This window comes from Blastococcus aurantiacus (genome assembly GCF_900102425.1).
GTDB classification, from domain to species: Bacteria; Actinomycetota; Actinomycetes; order Mycobacteriales; family Geodermatophilaceae; genus Blastococcus; species Blastococcus aurantiacus.
This window is the reverse complement of the sequence record NZ_FNBT01000006.1, coordinates 266,268-287,728: the sequence shown is the minus strand read 5'-3', so window position 1 is coordinate 287,728 and position 21,461 is coordinate 266,268. Positions and strand designations below refer to the sequence as shown.

General features: G+C 73.8%; 23 protein-coding genes and 4 tRNA genes. 9 read left to right on the top strand and 18 right to left on the bottom strand.

Annotated features, from left to right (window positions below; all coding sequences use genetic code 11):
* Positions 1–78 precede the first annotated feature (78 nt).
* Both BLS70_RS21370 and BLS70_RS21365 read right to left on the bottom strand, forming a co-directional pair.
* Entirely contained in the window at positions 79–591 is a 513-nt protein-coding gene (locus tag BLS70_RS21370) for a SigE family RNA polymerase sigma factor (RefSeq protein ID WP_255362481.1), read from the bottom strand.
* 115 nt (positions 592–706) lie between these two features.
* Positions 707–1,417 (bottom strand): hypothetical protein, encoded by a 711-nt coding sequence (locus BLS70_RS21365; protein ID WP_255362480.1) that lies wholly within the window; start codon positions 1,415–1,417, stop codon positions 707–709.
* 190 nt (positions 1,418–1,607) lie between these two features.
* Here BLS70_RS21365 and BLS70_RS14455 point away from each other — a divergent pair, with 190 nt between their 5' ends.
* Together BLS70_RS14455 and BLS70_RS14450 are read left to right on the top strand one after the other, a co-directional pair.
* The gene (locus BLS70_RS14455; RefSeq protein WP_176946427.1) at positions 1,608–2,303 is read left to right on the top strand and encodes a tyrosine-protein phosphatase; all 696 of its coding nucleotides are present in this window, start codon (positions 1,608–1,610) and stop codon (positions 2,301–2,303) included.
* 97 nt (positions 2,304–2,400) lie between these two features.
* The gene (locus tag BLS70_RS14450) at positions 2,401–2,742 is read left to right on the top strand and encodes a hypothetical protein (protein WP_091769258.1); all 342 of its coding nucleotides are present in this window, start codon (positions 2,401–2,403) and stop codon (positions 2,740–2,742) included.
* A 22-nt stretch (positions 2,743–2,764) separates the two neighbouring features.
* On the opposite strand, the gene BLS70_RS14445 is transcribed toward BLS70_RS14450, so the two are convergent.
* From BLS70_RS14445 to BLS70_RS14420, 6 genes are all read right to left on the bottom strand, one after another.
* Positions 2,765–2,944 carry a hypothetical protein gene (locus tag BLS70_RS14445; protein ID WP_091769255.1) on the bottom strand — a complete coding sequence of 60 codons (180 nt, stop codon included), beginning with the start codon at positions 2,942–2,944 and terminating at the stop codon, positions 2,765–2,767.
* A 287-nt stretch (positions 2,945–3,231) separates the two neighbouring features.
* The gene (locus tag BLS70_RS14440) at positions 3,232–3,444 is read right to left on the bottom strand and encodes a hypothetical protein (RefSeq protein WP_091769252.1); all 213 of its coding nucleotides are present in this window, start codon (positions 3,442–3,444) and stop codon (positions 3,232–3,234) included.
* 9 nt (positions 3,445–3,453) lie between these two features.
* A complete protein-coding gene (locus BLS70_RS14435; RefSeq protein WP_091769248.1) occupies positions 3,454–3,894 on the bottom strand; it encodes a hypothetical protein in 441 nt (146 codons plus the stop codon).
* 141 nt (positions 3,895–4,035) lie between these two features.
* A tRNA-Lys gene (locus BLS70_RS14430) sits at positions 4,036–4,108 on the bottom strand.
* A gap of 251 nt (positions 4,109–4,359) precedes the next feature.
* Positions 4,360–5,265, bottom strand: a complete 906-nt coding sequence (locus BLS70_RS14425) for an alpha/beta fold hydrolase (protein ID WP_176946426.1) — start codon at positions 5,263–5,265, stop codon at positions 4,360–4,362.
* Positions 5,266–5,667: 402 nt separating this feature from the next.
* Positions 5,668–6,549, bottom strand: coding sequence for a Rieske (2Fe-2S) protein (locus BLS70_RS14420; RefSeq protein ID WP_091769241.1), 882 nt, complete (start codon positions 6,547–6,549; stop codon positions 5,668–5,670).
* Positions 6,550–6,731: 182 nt separating this feature from the next.
* Here BLS70_RS14420 and BLS70_RS14415 point away from each other — a divergent pair, with 182 nt between their 5' ends.
* The 6 genes from BLS70_RS14415 to BLS70_RS14390 all read left to right on the top strand — a co-directional run bounded on the left by BLS70_RS14415 (position 6,732) and on the right by BLS70_RS14390 (position 9,511).
* Positions 6,732–7,253: a GtrA family protein gene (locus BLS70_RS14415; RefSeq protein WP_176946425.1), complete on the top strand. Its 522-nt coding sequence runs from the start codon at positions 6,732–6,734 to the stop codon at positions 7,251–7,253.
* 53 nt (positions 7,254–7,306) lie between these two features.
* Positions 7,307–8,800, top strand: coding sequence for a metallophosphoesterase (locus tag BLS70_RS14410; RefSeq protein WP_091769235.1), 1,494 nt, complete (start codon positions 7,307–7,309; stop codon positions 8,798–8,800).
* Positions 8,801–8,823: 23 nt separating this feature from the next.
* The gene (locus BLS70_RS14405; protein WP_091769232.1) at positions 8,824–9,159 is read left to right on the top strand and encodes a hypothetical protein; all 336 of its coding nucleotides are present in this window, start codon (positions 8,824–8,826) and stop codon (positions 9,157–9,159) included.
* Positions 9,160–9,248: 89 nt separating this feature from the next.
* A tRNA-Glu gene (locus tag BLS70_RS14400) sits at positions 9,249–9,321 on the top strand.
* Between the two features lie 17 nt (positions 9,322–9,338).
* Positions 9,339–9,412: transfer RNA gene (locus BLS70_RS14395), tRNA-Asp, on the top strand.
* Between the two features lie 25 nt (positions 9,413–9,437).
* Positions 9,438–9,511: transfer RNA gene (locus BLS70_RS14390), tRNA-Phe, on the top strand.
* Positions 9,512–9,551: 40 nt separating this feature from the next.
* On the opposite strand, the gene BLS70_RS14385 is transcribed toward BLS70_RS14390, so the two are convergent.
* Both BLS70_RS14385 and BLS70_RS14380 read right to left on the bottom strand, forming a co-directional pair.
* Positions 9,552–10,580 (bottom strand): glycosyltransferase, encoded by a 1,029-nt coding sequence (locus BLS70_RS14385; protein ID WP_091769229.1) that lies wholly within the window; start codon positions 10,578–10,580, stop codon positions 9,552–9,554.
* Between the two features lie 168 nt (positions 10,581–10,748).
* Complete coding sequence (locus BLS70_RS14380; RefSeq protein ID WP_091769226.1) at positions 10,749–11,462, bottom strand: phosphodiesterase; 714 nt, start codon at positions 11,460–11,462, stop codon at positions 10,749–10,751.
* A 273-nt stretch (positions 11,463–11,735) separates the two neighbouring features.
* On the opposite strand from BLS70_RS14380, the gene BLS70_RS14375 reads away from it, so the two are divergent.
* A complete protein-coding gene (locus tag BLS70_RS14375; RefSeq protein ID WP_091769223.1) occupies positions 11,736–11,951 on the top strand; it encodes a hypothetical protein in 216 nt (71 codons plus the stop codon).
* Positions 11,952–12,030: 79 nt separating this feature from the next.
* Here the strand turns inward: BLS70_RS14375 and BLS70_RS14370 are convergent, their stop codons facing one another.
* From BLS70_RS14370 to BLS70_RS14335, 8 genes are all read right to left on the bottom strand, one after another.
* Positions 12,031–12,996, bottom strand: a complete 966-nt coding sequence (locus BLS70_RS14370; protein WP_255362479.1) for a phosphotriesterase family protein — start codon at positions 12,994–12,996, stop codon at positions 12,031–12,033.
* A 112-nt stretch (positions 12,997–13,108) separates the two neighbouring features.
* Positions 13,109–14,581 carry a mycofactocin dehydrogenase MftG gene (gene mftG, locus BLS70_RS14365; protein WP_091769397.1) on the bottom strand — a complete coding sequence of 491 codons (1,473 nt, stop codon included), beginning with the start codon at positions 14,579–14,581 and terminating at the stop codon, positions 13,109–13,111.
* A 26-nt stretch (positions 14,582–14,607) separates the two neighbouring features.
* Positions 14,608–15,927 carry a class I adenylate-forming enzyme family protein gene (locus tag BLS70_RS14360; protein WP_255362478.1) on the bottom strand — a complete coding sequence of 440 codons (1,320 nt, stop codon included), beginning with the start codon at positions 15,925–15,927 and terminating at the stop codon, positions 14,608–14,610.
* A complete protein-coding gene (locus BLS70_RS14355; protein WP_091769217.1) occupies positions 15,924–16,793 on the bottom strand; it encodes an MBL fold metallo-hydrolase in 870 nt (289 codons plus the stop codon). Before BLS70_RS14355 ends, BLS70_RS14360 begins: the two co-directional genes overlap by 4 nt.
* 111 nt (positions 16,794–16,904) lie before the next feature.
* A complete protein-coding gene (locus tag BLS70_RS14350) occupies positions 16,905–18,164 on the bottom strand; it encodes a peptidoglycan DD-metalloendopeptidase family protein (RefSeq protein ID WP_255362477.1) in 1,260 nt (419 codons plus the stop codon).
* Positions 18,165–18,509: 345 nt separating this feature from the next.
* Positions 18,510–19,301: an ATP-binding cassette domain-containing protein gene (locus BLS70_RS14345; protein ID WP_091769212.1), complete on the bottom strand. Its 792-nt coding sequence runs from the start codon at positions 19,299–19,301 to the stop codon at positions 18,510–18,512.
* Positions 19,298–20,356 (bottom strand): ABC transporter permease, encoded by a 1,059-nt coding sequence (locus tag BLS70_RS14340; RefSeq protein ID WP_091769208.1) that lies wholly within the window; start codon positions 20,354–20,356, stop codon positions 19,298–19,300. Before BLS70_RS14340 ends, BLS70_RS14345 begins: the two co-directional genes overlap by 4 nt.
* A 23-nt stretch (positions 20,357–20,379) precedes the next feature.
* Positions 20,380–21,360 carry a sugar ABC transporter substrate-binding protein gene (locus BLS70_RS14335; RefSeq protein WP_091769205.1) on the bottom strand — a complete coding sequence of 327 codons (981 nt, stop codon included), beginning with the start codon at positions 21,358–21,360 and terminating at the stop codon, positions 20,380–20,382.
* Positions 21,361–21,461 lie beyond the last annotated feature (101 nt).

The window sequence follows — 21,461 nt, the reverse complement described above, 5'->3', positions numbered from 1 at the left end:
CCCGTGGGACCAGGTCGGTGGGCGGCCGGCCGGCCAGCTCGGCGTCGCGACGCAGCGCCTCGCGCAGCTCGTCGGTGTTCATGGCGCGTCCTCTCTGGGCCTCACCAGGGCGGGGGGAGACAGCTCGATCCGCAGGCGGGCCAGTCCGCGGGAGGCCTGGCTCTTGACCGAGCCGGGCGAGCAGCCCAGGGCCGCGGCGGTGTCGGCCTCGGACAGGTCCTCGTAGTAGCGGAGCACGATCACCGCCCGCATCCGCGGCGGGAGCGCGTCCAGCGCCGCGACGGCCCGGCCGAGCTCGACCTCGGCGCCGTCGGCCGGAAGGTGCTCGGGCAGCTGGTCGGTGAGCACCTCGCTCGCCCGGTGACGGCGTCGCCAGCTCGCGTAGGTGGTCACCAGCACCCGGCGCACGTAGGGACAGGCGGCCTGGTGGTCGGCGATCCTCGACCAGCGGCGCGACGTCTTGAGCAGCGCGGTCTGCAGCAGGTCCTCCGCGAGCCACCGGTCACCGGTGAGCAGGAAGGCCACCCGCAGCAGCGCCGGTGACCACCGCTCGACGAAGTCGGCGAACCCGGCCTCGCTCTCCGTGCTCACGGCACCTCCCGGTCGAGCGCCCCGCCACGGCCGCCTCCCCCCGTGGATGAGCCCGCTGGCACCGCGTAGATCGGGAGGGCGGTGAGCCTGGGGGCCGCACGCCCCGGCCGGTGCCTCATCGCCACGCCGGGTCCCACTCGTCAGGAGGCGTCCAGCAGCGCTGGTCACGGTGGGCCGCCGGCACCGCCCACCACTGCTCGTCCGGTCCGCTCTCGAGGACGATGTCGTCGTTGCGGCCTGGGAGGTCGGGTGGCTCGATGGACCACTGCTCCCAGGAGGTGGTGAGGTCGAAGTCGGGATACGAGCAGGTCCGGCCGAGGGCGGTGTAGACCTGACCGTCCTCGCTGCAGCCCTGGGTGCTGTGCAGGTCCAGTGGGACGTCGTCGAGGTCGCAGCTGGCCAGGACCATGCCGTCGTGCGGGAGTGAGCGGAGTTCGTCGCACCGGTAGGGGACCGACAGGGCGAACGGCGTGCGGAGGTAGGCCGGGTGCTGGTTCCGCGGCCTCCTGAACCATTCCTGATCCGTGGCCGCGACCAACCCGGCATCGGGGAGGAACACGATGGCCGACTCGTCCGCCCGGCGCGCCTCACCACTCGGCACGAGGCTCTCGCGGAGTCCGGAGCACTGGTAGCGGTACGCCCGCACCGCCGCGTCGTCGTCGGTCAGGCACCCGTTCCACGCCGGGTCCTCGCCCAGGGGGCCGAGCCGCGTTTCCGCCAGATCGGCGCACGCCGGCAGCGCCGACGTGCCTCCTTCGGAGTCCGCAGACGACGCCCGGAGCGCCAGCCCGGTGACGACCGACCCGACGAGGACCACTGCGAGCACGACTGCGACGACACCCCGACCCGTCCAGCTCAGCTGTCGCATGGTTCCGGCACCCTCCGGTCGAGCGCCCTACCGGCGCCTCCACCCGTACACACGCCTCGCCGCACCGCCGAGGTTGAGAGGTACGAGAAGAACTTTCGCGCCGGACGGGACTCGCCCCAGGAGGTGTCCGGCGGGCTACGGTCCTCGCGTGGACGCCTCGGGGCTGCGCCGATCCCGCGGGGCGCTGCCCGGCTTCGCCAACTCCGGCGATGTGGGCGGGCTGCCTCTGCCTGGCGACGCAGCGGTCCCGGCGCGACGGATCGTCCGCGCGAACACCCCGGAACGGCTCGACGCCGACGATCTGGCGACCGCCGAGGCCTTCGGCTTCGAGACGGTGCTGGACCTGCGCTCGCGCGAGGAGGTGCTGGCCCGTCCTCATCCGCTTGCACATCTGCCGGGCTACCGGGCGCTGCCGTTGATCGACCCGGCTGCGGAGGCGCGGGAGGACGTCAGCCGCTACCGCACGCTCGGCGGCATCTACAGAAGCAGCCTGCAGCGCAACGCGGCCCACATCGCAGCCATCTTCCGCGCGCTGGCGACCGCACCTCGGGGTCCGGTGCTGATCTCCTGCCACGCCGGACTCGACCGCACCGGCATGGTGGTCGCCCTGCTCCTGGACCTCGCCGGCGTCGACCGCGAGACCATCGAAGCCGACTACGCCGCGCCTCCGAACCGGCCGCACGCTCCGACGAACCCGGCCGGTCCCGAACGACGTGACGGAAGCCCGATCAGAGAGATGCTCGCCCACGTGAGCACCGCGTACGGCACGACAGCCGGATACCTGAGGTGGCTCGGTCTCGACGACGCCACGATCGGTGCTCTACGGGAGAGGCTCGACCGGTGACGGCCGGACTGCCCGAGCTCGCGCTCCCCGATCCGGAGCGCGCGACATGGGTGCTTCCGGGGAGCGGCGACCGCCGTCACCCGCCAGGAGCCCGAGCGTGATCACGTTCTCGCGGGGCCTCGCACAGGCCTACCTCGTCGCACTGGCGGTGTGGGTGGCGGGTTTCGTCGCGATCATCCTGACCGGCCTGGGAGGAGGCGCGGAGGCATCTGCCGGGCCCGTCGCCGTCCTGCTCACTCTCCTGTTCGGCGCGGCTGTCGGGATGCTCGCCGTCGCTGTCCGCTTGAGCGAGGCCGACGGTCCCATCCGCTCGACCGCAGCGCCGTCGCCCTTCGCCCCGCCGGTCCGCTGGCTGCTGTTGCTCGGTTTCCGGTGGACCTTCCTGCTCTGCGGTGTGGCGGCACCGACCGCTTTCCGGACGCTCGACGCCGACCGCTGAGTCATCGGGACGGAACCGTTTCCTACCCCACGAAGAAGTCGGCGTTGGCCGGGTCCACGGAGAAGATCACCCAGCCGCCTACCGCCAGCAGGACAGCGACTGCGGCGATGGCCCAGACCACCCACGACCGCACGCGGGCAGTGCTCAGGGCGACCCCGACCGGAACTGTCAGCAGTGCCGCCGCGACGATCGCCCACAGCACCCCCTCGGTCGAGTCGGGGGGACCGCCACAGACCAGCCAGCATCCGCTGAACGCGGCGTGCGAGAGGCTCGCCGCCCATCCGAGGGGAGCCCAACCAGCAGGAGGGTCACCGAACCAGCGAAGAGACCACGACGGCGGTGCACGCTGGCACTCCCGTCAGTGGTCACCACGACCCAGACCATGCCAGGCAATCGGTTCCGTGACGCCACGCCTCGGCGCCGGAACAGTCGGTGGGGCAGTAGCCGAGTTCACTCGGGGTATCGGGCGGCTACCCGAGCCCGCTCCTGCTACTTGCGGCGCCTCATCAGGGCGCTGACGCTCAGAACCAGCCCCACTCCGGTCACGATGTACCCGATGAGGAGGAAGAGGCCGCCACCGATGTTCGCACCGCCGCCGCCAGCGGCGTCGCTCATGAATTCCGCATACACCACGATCATCACGATGCCGGCCGCAAGTGTGACGAGTGGCCGCGCAAACGCAGGCTTGTCTCCCTCAGGCATCGGAACTGGTCACGTCCCCGGAACTCCGCTCGGTGAGGGGCTGCTGGACGTAGTGCTGTGATCGTGGGCTTGTTCGCGACGTCGAACGTCACGTCGCAGTAGTCCCGCCCAGGCGGCTCCAGCGACTGCCAGCACGACGGCCACTCCGGGCAGCGCAAACAGCAGGACCGCGAGGGCGCCGCCCAGGTGTGCGGCCACGAGCGTGCCTTGCCCAGCCGCGCGATCCAGCAGGCGCGCGACTCCTGCGGCGGCGGAGACGACCGCGAGAACGACGAGGACTGCACTCGCCGCTCCCGCCCGCAGATGCGCGGCGTCGGCGTCCCACGTGGAGATCTCGTCCTCATCCGGGACCCACTGCAAGAGCAGGAACGCCCAGAACGACAGGCAGGCAAGAACGACAGCCTGCGCGATCAGTAGCCAGGCGGCCAGCGAGCGCAGTCGGAGGTCCACGCCCCGATCATGCTCGTGCGCCTGCTCCGGGCGAACCGAGCAACCCGGCCAGGGGCCGATCCACGAGCCTGTGAAGGCTGGCTTGCTCGGTCGTGAAGCGGCCCTCGACCAGAGGAAGTCCTGGTCAAACCGGAATCACAGTGGGCCCCGTGGGGATCGAACCCACAACCCGCGGATTAAAAGTCCGCTGCTCTGCCAGTTGAGCTAGAGGCCCGTTGGCTGCAGGGAACCTCCAGAGGACTCACGGGACACGCGTGAGACAGCTGCGGCGCCTGCGGCCCGCTGCGAGGCTACCGCCCAGGCGTCTCCCGACGTCCGGCGTACCGGCGCCCGGCCCACGGCAAGGCCGACGGCACGGCCAGGTCCTCGCGGGACGACCCACCGGGCTGGACGGCCTGCCGACAGTGCTCGACGAGCGGGTGCTGGAGACCTCTCCAGCGCAAGGCCCGGCGTGGTCGGCCGAGGTCACCGAGCCCGTGTCTGACGCGTGGTACCGCTGCGCCCACCCGAACTCCGAGGGGTCGCGGTGACGTCGTCCGGCAGGTCCCGCACCGCCTCGACCGGACTCGTGCCGGCCGCATCGGTTGCTGCCCGGCGCGCCGTCTGCTCGACGAGTCGCACGATGGTCTCCGGGCGGTCGGACTGCGGGGCGTGGCCCGCGGCCAGCAGCGGCCGGAACCGCGACCGCGGGACCAGCGGCAGGTACCGGACCGTCTGGCCCATCGCGATCCAGTCCGCCGTTCCCTGCACGAGGAGGACCGGGCAATCGATGCGGTCCATGCCGCGGGGGACGTCGACGAGCAGCGCCCAGAACAGCGTGCGCCAGTAGTCCCGCGAGTCGGCGAAGCCCTCGCGCAGGCCGATCGCCTCCTCCTCGCTGGTCGCCCACGGGCGGGCCTTCATCGGCAGGAGCAACGCCGTGCGGCCGAGCCGGGAACGCGACAGCGGGCCGATGAGCGGGGAAGCGGTGCGTCCGACGATCCGGGCGATGGCCATGCCGGTGCCCTGGAGCACCCGCTCCGGCCAGACGTTGAGCCCCGACGGCGCGATCGCCACCACGGACCTGGCCCGCCCCCGGCGGGCCAGCTCCAGCGCGACGCGCGCGCCGAGCGAGTTGCCGAGCACGTGCACCCTGCCGATCCCGGAGGCATCCAGAGTGCGCTCGACGGCGTCGGTGATGGCCCCGACCGTCGGCCGTTCCTCCAGGTGCGGTGACCGGCCCGAGCCAGGCAGCTCGACGTTCAGCACCTCGAAACGCTCGGCCAGCGCCGGCAGGACGGCGGTGAAGTCGCGACGTGAACTGCCCCAGCCGTGCAGCAGGAGGAGGGGCTCGCCCCGTCCGGAGCGGCAGAGGGACAACGCGGCACTCATGGGGTCTACGTACCCGGGCCCGGACATCTCGCGCGTGACGTGTCCCACCGCCGCATCCCCACTGGGACGTCGTCCCCCGTCACAGGACGTCGAGGAGCACGAGCAGGAGCACGGTGATCAGCGCGGACAGTGCCAGCGAACCGAGGCACCCCAGGCGGCTGGAGAAGAGGAAGAACACCGCCGTCCGGTGCCCGCTGCGCCTGCGGATGAACCGCGTCCGGCGCGATGCGTGCTTTGCGTCACCGGGGCGTCCGCTTTACACCCGATCAGGGGATGCCCCACCCCGGCCTCGGTTACCTACAGTCATGACCGTCCCGCCCTGCCTGCACAGGGTGCGGCCACGTACCCCGGCCCGGCCGACCCGTTCCCCCCGGGCCGACCGGGCCGGCTTCTTTCCCGGCCTCAGCGGTGCCGGCTCGGCACCCGCGCCATCACGCGCCCGGCCTCCATGCGCACCTCGAGCTTCTCCTGCGGGTTGGCGGCCGGCCCACGCCGCGGCTCGCCGCTGTCCAGGTCGAACGCCGAGCCGTGCCACGGGCAGACCAGGCACTGGGAGCCGCGCACCTCCTCGACCGTCCCGTCCTGTAGCGGCCCGGACAGGTGCGAGCAGGCTCCGACGAACACGTCGACCCGTGTCCCGCGCCGCACCACCGCGAGGGGAACGTCGGCCGACCCACCCGTTCCCGTGCGCAGCGCCGGGCGCCCTTCGGGGAAGTCGTCGAGCGGGCCGAGGTCCAGCCAGTCCGTCGACAGGGCGCGCACCGCCGTCGCGGCGTGCGAGGCCCCGGAGGACTGCGCGTAGGACATGTGGCCGCCGATCGCCGCCGACCCCCCGGCGATGGCGAGCCCGCTGTAGGACAGCACCCGCCCGAGCCCGCCCCGGTCGTTCTTCCGCGCGGCCAGGGAGCCGACGTACAGGCCCAGCGCGACCGTGTTCAGGACGGCGTGCAGCGCGCCGAGGCGGCGCACGCCGGTGTCCTGCTCCGACCAGTCCGCCGCCCCCGATGCCGCCGCGGGCACGGCCGCGGCCACCCCGATCCCGATGAGGGCCGTGGCCGCCGGCCGCATCCTCGGGACGACGTCCAGCAGGCCGGCGGACACCCAGCTGCCCACCGGGACCTGCACCAGGATCGGGTGCAGCGGGTGGCCGATCCACGTGCCGTGGAGGAGGTCCTTGACCGCGGGCGGCTTCAGCGCGCCGAGCACCGCGCGGCGGGCCGGCTCGATCACCTTGTCGAACGTCGCGACGTCCGCGACCCGGTCGAGGAACCCCATGAGACTCATGGCGGTCCCCTACCCGCAACGCCCGGTGACGACTCCCCGGTCACGACCAGGTCTCGTCCTGGTGCTTTCCAGGTAATCCGGTGCATTCCGTCAGCTCCGGCGGGCATGCTGACCTGTGACGACGCGCGATCCGGGGAGGACGCTGGACCGCGTACGACCTGCTCCCGCCCGGAAGGACCTCCGTGACCCGCCAGACCCTGCTGCGCCGCTGCGCCTCTGGCCGCGACGCCGTGGGTGAGCCGGTCGCGGAGATCGCCGCTCCGGCCCCGTGGACCGAGCGGCTGGCCGACCGGCTGCGGCAGGACGACACGCTGGCCCAGTTCGCCCGTTTCCTGCTGGTCGGCGGCTCGACCACGCTCGTCTACGCACTGCTCTTCATCCCGTTCCAGGGCATGGGCTACCTGGGCGCGCACCTCATCGCGACCGTCGCGTCCACCGTGCTGGCCAACGAGATGCACCGCCGGCTGACCTTCCACGCCGAGGACCGCGTGGGCTGGTTCACCGCCCAGTGGGAGGCCAGCACCGTCGCCGCGCTCGGGCTCGTGGCCACCAGCGCCACCCTGAGCTGGGTGAACACCACCGCCGCCGAGGACCAGGTCTGGCTGCAGATCACCGCGGTGGTCACCGTGACCGCGATCATCGGCCTGCTGCGCTTCATCGCGCTGCGCTGGATCTTCCGCCGTCCCGCGCTCTCCGAGGGCTGACCGGACCGCCGTCCGGACGCCCGCCACGGCCGAGGCCTCACTAGCCTGAGCAGGTGGAGCAGCCGCCGGACCCCGCGTCGCCGTGGCGACGCCGTGGTCGCGTCGCCGGCCGGTGGACGGCGCGCGTCGCCCTGGCGCTGGTCGGCGCACTGATCGCCGTCCTGCTCTTCGCCCGCATCTCGGCGCCGATCGGCCCCTTCGACGCCACCCTCGCCATCCGTCCCGGCTCCGGTGGCGCCGAGGTCGCGGTCCCCCCGCTGGGCTCCCTGGCCGCCGACGTCTTCGACGGCCCGCTGCGCCTCGACGTCCAGCTGCAGCGCGTGGACCAGGTCCGCGCGGAGGCCCTCGCCAACGATCCGGTCCGCCTCGCCGGCGTCGTCGACCGCGTCACCGAGGACCTGCAGGACGCCGTGGTGAAGCTGGTGGTCATCACCGTGCTCGCGGCGCTCGCCGGCGCGGCCCTGGTCTCCTGGGTGGTGCTGCGGCGACGCCGCGAGCCGCTGATCGCCGCCGGCCTGACCGGCGCGCTGCTGCTGGGCATCGGAGGCGTCGGCGCCACCACGTGGCGGCCCGAGGCACTGTCCACGCCCACGTACACCGGCCTCCTGGTGAACGCCAACAGCCTCATCGGCAGCGCCCAGGACCTCGTCGCCCGGTTCGACGCCTACCGCGCCTCGCTGACCGACCTCGTCGCGAACGTCGGCTCGCTGTACAGCACCCTCGCTGCGCTACCGCCGCCCGGCGCGGACGACGAGACCGTGACGCTGCTGCACGTGTCCGACATCCACCTCAACCCCGCCGGCTTCGATCTGATGCGGCAGGTGGCCGGCCAGTTCCGGGTCGACGGCGTGCTCGACACCGGTGACATCGTCGACTGGGGCAGCCCGCCGGAGAACCAGGTGCTCACCTCGGTCGGCGCGCTGGACGTGCCCTACGTCTTCATCCGCGGCAACCACGACTCCGCCGTGACCGCGGACCGGATGGCCGCCCTGCCGAACGTCACCGTCCTCGACGACTCGCGGGTCGAGATCGCCGGGCTGTCCGTCGTCGGCGCGCGGGACCCCCGGTTCACTCCCGACAAGAGCACCGGCGACGACGACGCCGACCCGGAGGTGCTGACGCGGTCCGGCGAGCGCCTGGCGGACCTCGTCGAGTCGCTGGACGAGCCACCGGACGTGGCCCTCGTCCACGATCCGGAGCAGGCACCTCCGCTGGACGGCCTCACCCCGGTGGTCCTGGCCGGGCACACGCACGACCGCGACGTCTCCGAGCTGGACGACGGAACCCTGCTCATGGTGCAGGGCTCGACCGGCGGGGCGGGTCTGCGCGCGCTGGAGGGCGAGTACCCCGAACCGCTGACCTGCACGGTGCTCTACTTCTCGGCGTCCACCGGCCGGCTGCAGGCCTACGACGACATCATTCTCGGCGGTCTCGGGGAGTCCGAGGTGACCATCGAGCGCACCGTCGTCCCCCAGGACGGGGACGACGACGGGGACGACGACGGGGACGACGACGCCGACAGCAGCCCGGCGTCCACGACCGACTGACCGCACGGCTCTACCCTCGGCTCATGCCCGCGACGACGACGCCCCGCTCCCGCCTGGCCGCCGGTCTGCTTGCCTTCGGGCTGAGCCTCCCGGTCCTGGCCGGCTGCACCTTCGGCTCGGAGAACGTGCAGTGCTCACCGAGCTCGTGCACGGTGATCCTCGAGGGCACCGACGCGCAGGTCGAGGTGCTCGGCACCACGCTGACGTTCTCCGGCACCCAGGACGGCAGGGCCTCGCTCGGCGTCGCCGGGGCGAACGTCTCCTGCGCCGAGGGCGAGAGCGTCGCCGCCGGCCCGCTGGACCTCGAGTGCACGTCGGTCGCCGAGGACCGCGTCGAGCTCACCGCCTCCCTCGGCTGAGGACGGCGCGGGGGCGCGGCACGGCCGGCGCCCCTGTGCAGGAGGCCCTCCGGCGGCATGTATTGTTTCCTCTGCCCCCGGCAGAACGAGCCCTCATCGTCTAGTGGTCCAGGACGCCGCCCTTTCAAGGCGGTAGCACGGGTTCGAACCCCGTTGGGGGCACAGCAACACCACAGCAAGGCCCTGTAGCGCAGTTGGTTAGCGCGCCGCCCTGTCACGGCGGAGGTCGCGGGTTCGAGTCCCGTCAGGGTCGCTACCCGGTGCGCGAGCACCGGGAGGGGCAGGTAGCTCAGTCGGTACGAGCGCTCGCCTGAAAAGTGAGAGGTCGGCGGTTCGACCCCGCCCCTGCCCACCCTCTTCTCTTCCCCCGCCGCCGTCGTCCGGCCGCGGGCTCACACCCAGCTGCGGTCGGCCGCCACCTGGGCGTAGACCTCCGCGTGCACCCGCCGGACCGCCTCCGCCTGCTCCCCGCGCCACGCGCGGTCGGCCGGGCGGGGCATGGGGCTGGTGAGCGCCACCGACACTGCGGCGGTCAGGGACACCGGGTCCAGGCCGTCGACCTCGTCGTTGGCGTAGGTCACCACCTCCGACCACTGGTCGGCGAAGAAGCCGCAGCTGGGCGCGACGACGCGGGTACCGACGTCGCGGCACACCTCCAGGTCGCGGGAGTGCGTGCCGCACCGCTCCGGCAGGACGGCCACGTGCAGCTGCTGCAGCTGGGCCGCCAGGTCCTCGGGCCGGTGCACGACCAGTTCGAGTTCCCCGCGCTCGGCCATCACGCGCACGCCGGGGTCGACGTCCGAGCCGGCTGGGGCGAGGACCCGCAGCCGCCCGCCGCCGGAGACCGCTCCGGACGCCGCGGCGCGGGCCACGGCCGCCGGGTCCGGTACCGCCGGGGACGCCGTGGCCAGCTGGACACCGACGAGGCCCCGCTCGGCGCCCAGCTCCGGGTCCGGCACGGCGAGCGAGGGGTGGGCGAGCACGATCGCCGTCCGCCCGTAGCGGTCCGCGATCTCGTCCGCGGCCGACGGCGTGAGCGTCAGCACGACCTCCGCCGTCCCCAGCACCGCCTCCAGGTGGGCGTCGTGCCGGCTCCGCGAGCCCTGCGTGGCGTCGCGCAGCTGGTGCACGGTGACGACCAGCGGGACCCCCAGCCGCCGCACGGTCTCCGCCCAGCGCTCCAGGTCCCGGACGCGCAGGTGACCGTAGCCGGAGTGCAGGTGCAGCACGTCGAGCTCACCGGCGTGCTCGACCAGGTGGTCCTCGTCCAGCCAGCGGCTCGGCTCGTCCTCCGGCCCCACGCGCACGGCGCCCGGCGGCAGCACGGCGTCGACGTACCGGTCGCTGAACGGCACGCTGCCCACGCGGAGCGGGCTCTGCTCCCCGGGAGACGGCTCACCCGGGTGGGGGTCGGCGGACATCACTGGCGCGGCTTCGCTCCTCGTGCGGTCGAGCACCGCGTCGATCGGTGTGCTCGACGCGCGGCAGCCCTGCCACGTGGTTCGGGCAGGACGGCCTCCTCCCCTACCCTGCCTGACCGTGGCCAACCTGTGACCGACTCCATCGGGTGACCGGCCCGATCCGAGCCGTCAGTGGCTGGTCCCGGCCGTCGCGGCCCCGGAGCCGCCCCTGGCCTCCTGCGCGGCCGCGTAGGCGGGCGCGCGGAACCGGGCGAGCGGACCGTCGGGCACCAGACCCGGCGGCGGGTGGCGCACGGCGTCGAACCGCAGGTCCGGGTCCAGGGGGCGCACCGCCTCGCCGATGCTCAGCCGGGCGAACGGCGCCCACGCCCCGAACCCGCGCGCCGCGGCGAGCACGAACACCAGCGGACGCCGTCGCACCGACGCGGCCAGGGGCTCGGGGTCGGAGGGGACCCCGTCGCCCGTCGGCAGCGCCGCCAGCCGGATGGGTCCGGCCGCCGAGCTGTACGCCATGATCGAGCAGTAGACCGAGGCGGTGTCGCGGCGGAACACGGGGACCACCCGCGTGAGCGCACCCCGGCCGGTCGTGGAGAGCAGCAAGTCGACCGGCTGCTCCGAGCCCTCGTCCAGGCGGACGGCCAGTCCCAGCAGGTCCGGCACGGGCGCCGGCAGACCCGCACCACGGGAGAGCCGGACGACGACGTCGTCCCGCGCCGTCGCGTCGAGGAAGGGCACGCCCCACGGACGGGCGCTCCCGTGCCGCTCGAGGACGGCGTCGAACACCGCGCCCCGCGGGTGCATCGGCTTGCCGTTGCGCCACCGGGCCAGCGCAGCCAGCGGCGCGGCCACCACCCGGCCGGCTCCTCGGGACAGGTCTGCCACGTCGTCGCTCCCCTCGCCACGGGCTCCCTACCCGGGGACGCCGGGACCACGCGGACCCATCGGGCGGGACTCCGGCCGATGGGTCCGCGGATGCGCACCGGCCCGCTACGGTGGCCCGGACCGGCTTGGCGGGAGTTGAGCACTCCGGTGTGACAGGCGGGACGAACGCCGAGGCCAGGCAGCGAATTCTGCACATCGGGCGAGCCAGGTTCAGCGCTTTCTGACCGTCGCGCCACGGTGACACGGACTGATCCGGCCCACTACTTTCTGTGCATGCTCTCGACGCTCCTCGTTCTCTGCGCCGTCCTCGTGGGGCTGCTCGTGCTGCTGGCCCTCATCGTCAGCCTCAGCGCCCGGCCGGCCACGGTGGCCCGGTCGTCGGCCACCGGACGGACCGAGACGTGGGTCGCCCAGGCCGGTCGGCCGCACCCCGACGCGTGGGCGCCGCTGACCACGACCACGACGAGCGAGCTGCCCGCCGTCCGCTGACCCGGCGCTCCACCCTCGACCCCGGCGTCCCGGCGGCTGCGACTCACGCGCCGCCGGGACGATCCGCTTCCGGGGAGGGTCAGGCGGCGGAGCCGTCGAAGTAGCGCCGCGGGTTGGTCACCAGCATCGTCTCGATCTGGTCATCGGTGACGCCGTGCTCGCGCAGGTACGGCAGCACCTCCTCGTGGATGTGCGTGTAGGTCCACTGCGGCAGCAGCGCCATGACCTGCGGATCGATCCAGTCGATGTAGCAGGAGGTGTCCTGCGAGAGCACCATCCGCTCGGCGTAGCCCCGGCGGCACATCTCCACGACGACGTCGCAGCGCGCCTCGAACGAGGTGTCGAGGTAGATCCCGAACCGGTCCATGCCCAGCACGAACCCGGCATCGGCCAGCGCGCTGAGGTGGTCGGCGTCGGAGGTGTCGCCGCTGTGCCCGAGGACGACGCGGCCCGGGTCGACCCCCTCCTCGCCGAACACCCGCTGCACCTCCAGCCCGGACTGCGTGCCCGGGTGGGTGTGCACGGTGATCGGGACGCCGGTGCGCTGGTGGGCCTTGGCCACGGCGCGCATGACCCGCTCGACGCCGGGCGTCAGGCCAGGAGCGTCGATCGCGCACTTGAGGAACGCGGCGCGGACGCCGGTACCGGCGATGCCTTCCTCCACGTCGCGCACGAACAGGTCGACCATCGGGTCGGGGACCTCCGCGCCGACCGCTGCGTTGAGCGCCGGGCCGCGGTGGTGGAAGAAGAAGGGCACGTCGTCGTAGGTGTAGCAGCCCGTGGCGACCACGATGTTGAGGTCGATCTGCTCGGCGATGCGCTGGATCCGGGGGATGTAGCGGCCCAGCCCGACGACGGTCGGGTCGACGATCGTCCGTACGCCCACGGCCTCCAGCGCCCGGAGCTTCCCGACCGCGTCGGCGACACGCTCGTCCTCGCTCCCCCACTCCTCGGGATAGTTCTGCTGCATGTCGGCGGTGAGCACGAAGACGTGCTCGTGCATCAGCGTCTGGCCGAGCTCGGCGGTGTCGACGGGACCTCTCACGGTCTGGACCTGCGGCACGGTTCCTCCTGACGGGACGGGCGCGGCCGGTGACCGCCCTCACATCGGGACAGATGATGCCGCGACCGTCGTCCCGCCCCTCCACCGCCTCCGCTCAGGCGTCGAAGAGCTCGGCGGCGCGCTCGCCGACCATCACGGCCGTCGCCGCCGTCCCACGGCTCGGCACCCACGGCAGCACGGAGGTGTCCACGACGCGTAGCCCCGCCACGCCCCGGACGCGGAGCTGCTGGTCCACGACCGCACGGTCATCGGTGTCCGGCCCCATCGGGGCGGTGCCCGAGAGGTGCACCGCGGTGCCCACGCGGTCCGCGATCCAGCGGTCGAGCGCCGCGTCGTCGGCCAGCAGCGCACCGGGCAGCTCCGCCGACGGGGTGGCCGTGCCGGCGACGGCGTCCGTCACGAGCAGGGACGCCACCAGCCGCACCCCGGCGCGCAGCCCCCGCCGGTCGGCCTCCTCGGCCAGGTACCGGTACTCCAGCCTCGGCGGCCTCGAGGGATTGCGGAGGTCCAGGCCCAGCCGGCCGCGGGCGACCGGGTTCTGCAGGCCGACGCCGACGAGCAGCTCGGGGTCGGAACCGAACGGTCGCAGCCACGGCAGCACCTCGATCTCCGCGCCGTCGACCAGGGCGTGCAGGACGCCGTGCAGCGGCCGGGCGGACACGGGCAGCCCTGGCACCGGCCGGTAGGGCACGTAGACGATCGGGTGGTCGCTCGAGGCCGCACCCACCCCGGGCAGGTCGGCCACGACGTCGATGCCCGCGACGGCCAGGTCCGCGGCCGGCCCGAGCCCGGAGGCCAGCAGGAGGTGCGCCGAGCCGACCGCGCCGGCGCTGAGCACCACCTCGCCGGCCCGCACCGGCCCGTCGTCGGTGAGCACGCCCACCGCGCGACCCCTCTCGACCAGGATCCGGCGCACCGCCACGCCGCCGCGCACCGCCAGCGTCTGCAGGCCCTGCCGCGGAGCCAGGTAGGCCATGGCGGCGTTGATCCGGACGCCGCCCTCGACGTTGAACGGGATCGGCCCGTGGCCGGGAGCGGCGTCGCCGTTCTTGTCCGGCTCCGCCGGGAACCCGAGCTCGGCGCTCCCGGCGGCGAAGGCGTCGGCCAGGACCGACGGACTCGGCAGGCGCCGCACGGGCACCGGCCCGTCCGCGCCGTGCCCCGGGAGCCGGCCGTAGTCGGCGTCGGCCTCCGACCGGCGGAAGGCCGGCAACACCGCGTCGGGGGCCCACAGCGGGTTGCCGGCGGCCGCCCAGCCGTCGAGGTCGCGTCGCGTGGCGCGCATCCAGACGGCGGCGTTCAGGGCGCTGGAGCCGCCGGCGATCCGGCCGCGGGGCACCCGCACCGACCGGCCGGGGAGGACCTCGGCGGCCAGGTCCCAGTTCGCCGGGTGACCGGGTGCGGCCGCCGCCAGGCTGGCCGCATCCCGGATGTCGGCCGGCCACTGCCCATCGGCGGATCCGGCCTCCAGGAGCAGCACCCGGCGCCCCGCATCCGCCAGCCGGGCGGCCAGCGCGCAGCCGGACGTGCCGGCGCCCACCACCACGACGTCCGGCTCAGGGGCCATGATGGCCATCTTGGCCCTGGAGGCGGTCAGGCACCGTCGAGCCCGAGCACCCCGGGCAGGTCCAGCCGGCGCACCTTGCCGGTGGAGGTGCGGGGCAGCTCGGTCAGCGGGTGCAGCGCCTTGGGTCGCTTGGCCGCCGCGAGCCGTTCGCGGGCCCAGGTCGCGAGCTCGCCGGCATCGACCCCACCCACGTAGGCCGCGACCACCCGCTGCCCCCACTCGGCGTCGGGCACGCCGAAGACCGCGCTCTCCACCACGCCGGGATGCGCGTCGAGGACGGCCTCCACCTCGGCCGGGTAGACGTTCACGCCACCGGAGATCACCAGGTCCTCGCGGCGCCCGTCGAGCCAGACCACGCCGTCGTCGTCCACCCGCCCGAGATCGCCGACCGTGACGCGGTCGCCGCGCCAGGCCGCCACGGTCTTCTCCGGTGCCCGCCAGTACTCGAACCGTGCCCAGCGGGGCACCTCGCACCAGAGCTGACCGCGCTCGTCGGTCTCCAGGCGCCGTCCCGGTCGTGCCCGGCCGACACTGCCCGGGTGCGCCAGCCAGTCCTCGGGCGAGCAGACGGTGAACTGCGCCTCGGTCGAGCCGTAGAACTCCCACACGGTGCCTTCGGGGAGCGCGGCGAGCACCGCGCGCTTGAGCGACTCCGGGCAGGGTGCCCCGGCGTGCACGAGCCGGCGGAACGACGACCAGTCCACGTCGCCGTGCGCGAGCAGCCGCTGCAGGTGCGTGGGCACGCAGAACGTCGTCGTCGGGCGCAGCTCGGTGATCGCCCCGACCGCGCGGGTCACGTCGAACGGGCCGGGCAGCACCACCTCGCCTCCGGCGAGCAGGGTGTGGATCGCGAAGCGGAGCGGGGCGCTGTGGTGCAGCGGCGAGAGCACCAGGTGCCGGTCGTCGCGGTCGAACCCCCACAGGTCGATCTCCTCGGCGGCCAGCGCACGGGCGTCCTCGTCGGCCAGGACGCCGGACCACACGCCCTTGCGGCGTCCCGTCGTCCCCGACGTGTAGTGCATCGGACGGGCCAGCGGCACGTCGGCGAGCTCCGCCTCCTCGGTACCGGAGAGCAGGCGGGCAGGGTCGTCGGCCACGTCCAGCGCCGGATCTGCGTCCTCGGCGAGGGCCGCGCGTTCCGCGACCGGCAGGCCGGGATCGAGCACGACGGGGACGACGCCGGTGCGCAGGGCGCCGAGGACGACGGCCAGCAGCGCCGGTGACGCCGCCGCCGAGACGAGCACCCGGTCGCCGCGGCGGACCCCGGCGCTCGCGAGGGCCGCGGCCGCCCGGCGCTGGTCCCGTTCGCTCTCCGCGCTCCCCACCACGGGCACGGGTCCGGTCACGCCGGGCGCACCGTTCCGTCCGCGGCCTCCTCGACCCTGCCCTCGGCCCGGAGCTTGTCCAGCGTGGCGCGGGTGGACTGCGCCGCGGCGAACCAGACCGCCTTGGGCACCTCGGCGTAGATGCTCGCCACGAGCTCGTCGACCGTCGTCGCACCGCCCTGCAGGGCGGCCAGCACCTGGCCCTCGCGGTAGGCCCGGTGGGCGAGGTAGTAGTCGAGCACCGCACCCGGGTCCTCGGTCAGCTCCGGGCCGTGGCCGCAGTAGAGGGCGGCCGGCCCCAGGTCGCGCACCCTCCGCAGCGACTCGAGGTAGGCCACCACGTCGCCCTCGGGATGCGTCACGACCGAGGTGCCGCGGCCCAGCACGTGGTCCCCGACGAGGACGGCGCCGGACTCGATGCGGAAGGCCAGGTGGTCGGAGCAGTGCCCCGGCGTCGGGACGACCTCGACGGTGGTGCCGGCCAGCTGCAACCGGTCCCCACCGGTCAGCACGCGACCGCCGGGACCTGCGACGTCCCCGCTCCCGGCCATCACCTGGGCACCGAACCGGGCGCCCCAGGGCAGCGCGGCCTCGGCGTGGTCGCCGTGGTGGTGGGTGACCAGCACGGCCGCGCAGCGGGCGCCGCGCGCGGCCAGGGCCGCCTCCACCGCCTCCAGGTGGGCGGGATCGTCGGGACCGGGGTCGACCAGCACCGCGGCACCGCTGCCCGGCGCACCGACCAGGTAGGTGTTGGTGCCGTCGAGGGTCATGCCGGACGGGTTGGGGGCCAGCACCCTCGTGACCAGCGGCTCGAGGTCCGCCGTCCGCGGCATCGCGCCGAACGCCGGGAGCTGCCAGGTGCCACGCGGATCGGCGGGTGCGGTCACGCGAGGCACGCTAGCCCCGGCGTCCGGCCGGCGACCACCCGCGCCTCTCCCGGCCTCCCTGCAGGGACCCGCCGCGAGCTGGCGAGCGGTGGGGGCAGGGAGGTCCTTCCATCAGCAGGCGCCGAGGCGGATGCCACGCGCGGCGAGCCAGTCCACCGGGTCCACCTGCCCGCCGTACATGACCCCGTTCGGGTGCGCCTCGAAGTGCAGGTGCGGGCCGGTCGACTGCCCACGGTTGCCGACCTCGGCGATCTGCTCGCCGGCCCGCACCCGCTCCCCCGCCTGCACGAAGTACCGGTTCACGTGCCCGTAGACGGTGACGTAGCCGTCGTCGCCCCGGATGTAGACGGCGTAGCCGAAGCCGGTGGCCGTGCCGGCCCGCTGCACCACGCCGGAGTGGGCGGCGTAGACCGGCGTCCCGATCGGGGCGGCGATGTCCACGCCCCCGTGGAAGGTCCCCCACCGCCGGCCGAAGCAGCTCGACACCCGACCCGACGTCGGCTGCACGTAGGACCCCGACGACGCCCCGCCGCCCGATCCCCGCGAGGGAGCCCCGCCGGAGCCGTTGCGGGCCGCCTCCGCCGCCGCGGCGACCTGGGCGGCGGCGCGTTCAGCGGCCGCCCGCTGGGCGGACTCCTCCGCCGCCTTCTGCTGCTCCCACGCCTGGTGCGCGTCGCGGGCGCCCTGCAGGCGCAGCAGTTCGATGTTGGCGGCGTCGAACTGCTGCTCGTACACGGCCTTCTGCGCCTCGATCTCGGCCTTCGCCCCCTGCTGGACGGCGACCTGCGCATCGGCCTGCGCCTTGGCCGCCTCCGCGGCGTCGGCGGCAGCGGCCGTCTCGTCCCGTGCGGCGCGCGCCTCGGCCTCCGCCGCGGCCTGGGCGATGCGGGCGGTCTCCATCTCGGCCAGCACGTCGACCTTGTCGGCGGCCACGTACTCCAGCATCGCGGCGCGCTCGATCAGCTGGGACGGCCCCTGTGCGTCGAGCAGGGCCGCCGCCCCGCTCAGTGCTGATCCGGTCATGTAGCTGTCCCGGGAGAAGTCCGCGATCCGCACCTGGGCGGCGGCGACCGCGTGGGCAGCCCGCCGCAGCAGTACGGCCGCCTTGTCGACTCGTGCCTGCGCCGCCTGGAGCGCCTCCTTGGCGATCTCGTACGCGGTTCCGGCCGCCTCTGCCTGGATGCCCAGACGGCCGAGCTCGGCCTCCGCGGCGGTCACCAGGCCGGCGATGCGCCCCACCTCTGCCGCGGCAACGTCCTGCTGCGACCGGGCGGCGCCGATCTCGCTGTCGGTCGGGTTCGGCGGCGGAGGCGGCACGGCGAGCGCCGGGGCGGCGGTGGCCACGAGAGCCGCTCCGGCCAGGACCGCCACCAGCCCGGTCCGCAGGGAGCGGCCCGGCCGGGGACGTCGGGGTCGACCGGCACCGGGGCGCACGGTCGCCGCTCGCGACGGACGGCGCTGGAACATGTCTCGCTCCCGGGGAAGGGGAATGGGGCGTGATGCCCGACGAGAGTCGCAGTGTCACCGGCAGTCACAAAGGCAACACGCACAACAGTTGACGCGCCGCGACAAATTCGCTAAGTGACCGTCTCAGCACTGTCGGTATGTCGACAGCGCGGTGGTGCGCCGGAGCCGCCGTGCGGCCGTGCAGCCGCGGTGCACGGTGGCTCTCGAGACCGTGGAGCGGCTCCGGCGGTTGGCCGACGCCCGACGGGATCAGGTGGCCGGGCGCTCCAGCTCGTGCGCCAGCTGGTCCAGTTCCGCCCCACCGGCCATGAGCCGGGTCAGCTCGTCCCGGCTCACGTCGGCCTTCGGGAAGGACCCCAGGCTGCGTCCGCGGTTCAGCACGAGGAACCGGTCGCCCACCGGGTGCGCGTGGTGCGGGTTGTGGGTGATGAGGACGACGCCCACCCCGCGGTCGCGCGCCTGCGCCACGTACCGCAGGACGACGCCGGCCTGCTTGACCCCCAGCGCCGAGGTCGGCTCGTCCAGGATCAGCACCCGGGCGCCGAAGTGCACCGCCCGCGCGATCGCCACCGACTGCCGCTCACCACCCGAGAGCGTGCCCACGGGCTGGTCGGGATCGCGGATGTCGATGCCCATGGCAGCCAGTTCCCGGCGGGTGACGTCCTTCGCCCGCGCCGCGTCGAACCGCCGGAACGGACCGCGACCCCGGGTGGGCTCCGCACCGAGGAAGAAGTTCCGCCAGATCGCCATCAGCGGGATCATCGCGAGGTCCTGGTAGACGGTGGCGATCCCGGCGTCGAGCGCCTCGCGGGGCGAGCCGAAGTCGGCCGGCCGCCCGTCGAGCAGCAGCTGCCCGCGGTCCGCGCGGTGCACGCCCGCGAGGATCTTGATCAGCGTGGACTTGCCCGCCCCGTTGTCCCCGAGCACGCAGGTCACCTCGCCGGCGCGCACGGTGGTGCTGATGCCGTCGAGCGCGATGACCGACCCGTAGTCCTTGCCGACGTCGCGCAGCTCGAGCAGGGGCGCTGTCTCCGCGGTCATCGCCGGGCCGCCTCGGCGTACCGCCGGACGAGCCGGTTGGCCAGCACCGCGAGCAGCAACATGGCCCCCAGGAAGAAGTAGAACCAGTCGGCGTCCCAGCGCAGGTACGGGATGCCCAGCTGGGTCATGCCGAAGATCAGTGCACCCAGCGAGGCGCCGATGGCCGAGCCGAAACCGCCGGTGAGCAGGCAGCCGCCGATGACCGCCGCGACGATGTAGATCAGCTCCTGGCCGGTGCCGGTGTTCGCCTGCACGGAGGTCAGCCGGACCGCCAGCGTGGTGCCGACGAACCAGGCCGCCGTCGCCGTGGTCATGAACAGCGCGATCGTCGTCCGCCGGGCAGGGACGCCCACGTTGCGGGCGGCGACCTCGTCGCCGCCGGTGGCGAAGACCCAGTTGCCGAAGCGGGTGCGGAGCAGCACCCAGGTGGCCAGGGCGGTGAACAGCACCCACCAGAGGACGGCGACGCGCACCTCCGCCCCGAGGATCGTCATGCGCGAGGCGAAGAGCCACTCGGCGCTCGAGTACCCCGGGACCGAGGCCAGTCCGCCCGCGGTCACCGTGCCGGTGAGGAACTTCGTCAGCCCCAGGTTCAGGCCTTGGAGCATCAGGAAGGTGCCCAGCGTGATGATGAAACTGGGCAGGCCGGTGCGGGTGACCAGCCAGCCGTTGAAGAAGCCGATCAGCAGGGCCACGACGAGCGAGACGCCGATGGCGACCCAGATGTTCTGCTCGAACTCGACGGCGACGATGGCCACGGTCAGCGCCGTCGTCCCCGTCATGACGCCGGCCGACAGATCGAAGTGCCCGCCGATCATCAGCAGGGCGACCGCGACCGCCATGATCCCGAGCGTCGAGGCCGGGTCGAGCCAGTTGGCGACGCCGCGGGCGGAGCGGAACACCTCCGACTGCACGGCGAAGAACGCGAAGACCGCGACGGCGCCGACCAGCGCACCGAGCTCGGGCTTGACCAGCAGCCGGCGCAGCGGGCCGACGGCGGTCAGCCGCTCGTCGGCCCGCCGCGTCGACGGCTCGCCCGCCGCCCCCGTGGCCACCGGGTGCGGCGCCCCCGCGGTGCTCAGCGCGTGCCGGCCGAGGCCAGGTCGGCGATCTCGTCGACGTTCGTGGCGTCGACGATGCCGGGGCCGGTGAGCACCGGCTGCCCACCGCCGACGGTGTTGAGGTTCTCCGCGTAGAGCTTCAGCATCACGATCGGCAGGTAGCCCTGCTCGTACTGCTGCTGGTCGACGGCGAAGAGGATCGAGCCGTCCTGAATGCCGCTGATCACGTCCTGGTTCAGGTCGAAGGTGGCGACGTCGGCCTCCGAGCCCGCGTCCGCGACCGACTCGACGGCCACCGCGGCGACGGCGGAGTTCAGGGTCAGCACGGCGTCGATCGACGGGTCGCTCTGCAGCTGCGAGGTGATGGTCGACTGCGCGCCGGTCAGGTCGTTGATGTCCACCTGCACCGGCTGGACCTGGGCGCCAAGACCCGTGCTGGCGCCGGCGCAGCGCTGCTCGTGGCCGATGTTGCCCGCCTCGTGGATGACGCACAGGACGGTGCGCGCGCCGTCGGTGGCGAGCTCGCGGCCGGCGCCCTCCCCGGCGATCGTCTCGTCCTGGCCGACGTGCCCGATGGCGCCGAACTCCGCCGAGCGGTCGCCCCCGGAGTTGATGGTGACCACGGGGATGCCGGCGGCCACGGCCGCCTCGACCGACTCCTGGATGGCGTCCGGGTTGGCCATCGAGACCACGATCCCGTCCACGCCCTGGTTCACGGCGGCGTCGATGAGCTGCGCCTGGCGCTGCGGATCGCCGTCGCTCTGGTAGTCGACGTCGATGCCGAGGTCCTCGCCCGCGGCCTCGGCGCCGTTCTGCACGACGTCCCAGAAGGCGTCACCGGCCGAGCCGTGCGTGATGACCGAGAAGCTCAGGTCACCGCCACCGCCCCCGGCGCTCTCCCGGTCGCCGCCGCCGGACTCGTTGCCGTCGGTGGTGCACGACGCCAGCAGCAACGGCGCGGCCAGGGCGAACGCGAGCAGTCGCCTGGGTGCGGGCATGGCAGTCCTCCTGTGTGCCGCGGAGGTGCAGCGCTGCCCTCCGCCGGGTGTCCAACGGGACATGATGCCTGGCGGGACGGCGCTGGTCCTGCCCGGCCGGT

Excerpts from the sequence above, each read along its gene's own strand:
- BLS70_RS14335 (WP_091769205.1), bottom strand. The coding sequence starts at position 21,360 with ATGCCCGCACCCAGGCGACTGCTCGCGTTCGCCCTGGCCGCGCCGTTG.
- BLS70_RS14375 (WP_091769223.1), top strand. The coding sequence starts at position 11,736 with ATGCTCTCGACGCTCCTCGTTCTCTGCGCCGTCCTCGTGGGGCTGCTC.
- BLS70_RS14405 (WP_091769232.1), top strand. The coding sequence starts at position 8,824 with ATGCCCGCGACGACGACGCCCCGCTCCCGCCTGGCCGCCGGTCTGCTT.
- BLS70_RS14345 (WP_091769212.1), bottom strand. The coding sequence starts at position 19,301 with ATGACCGCGGAGACAGCGCCCCTGCTCGAGCTGCGCGACGTCGGCAAG.
- BLS70_RS14425 (WP_176946426.1), bottom strand. The coding sequence starts at position 5,265 with ATGAGTGCCGCGTTGTCCCTCTGCCGCTCCGGACGGGGCGAGCCCCTC.
- BLS70_RS14440 (WP_091769252.1), bottom strand. The coding sequence starts at position 3,444 with ATGCCTGAGGGAGACAAGCCTGCGTTTGCGCGGCCACTCGTCACACTT.
- BLS70_RS14420 (WP_091769241.1), bottom strand. The coding sequence starts at position 6,549 with ATGAGTCTCATGGGGTTCCTCGACCGGGTCGCGGACGTCGCGACGTTC.
- mftG (WP_091769397.1), bottom strand. The coding sequence starts at position 14,581 with ATGGCCCCTGAGCCGGACGTCGTGGTGGTGGGCGCCGGCACGTCCGGC.
- BLS70_RS14385 (WP_091769229.1), bottom strand. The coding sequence starts at position 10,580 with ATGTCCGCCGACCCCCACCCGGGTGAGCCGTCTCCCGGGGAGCAGAGC.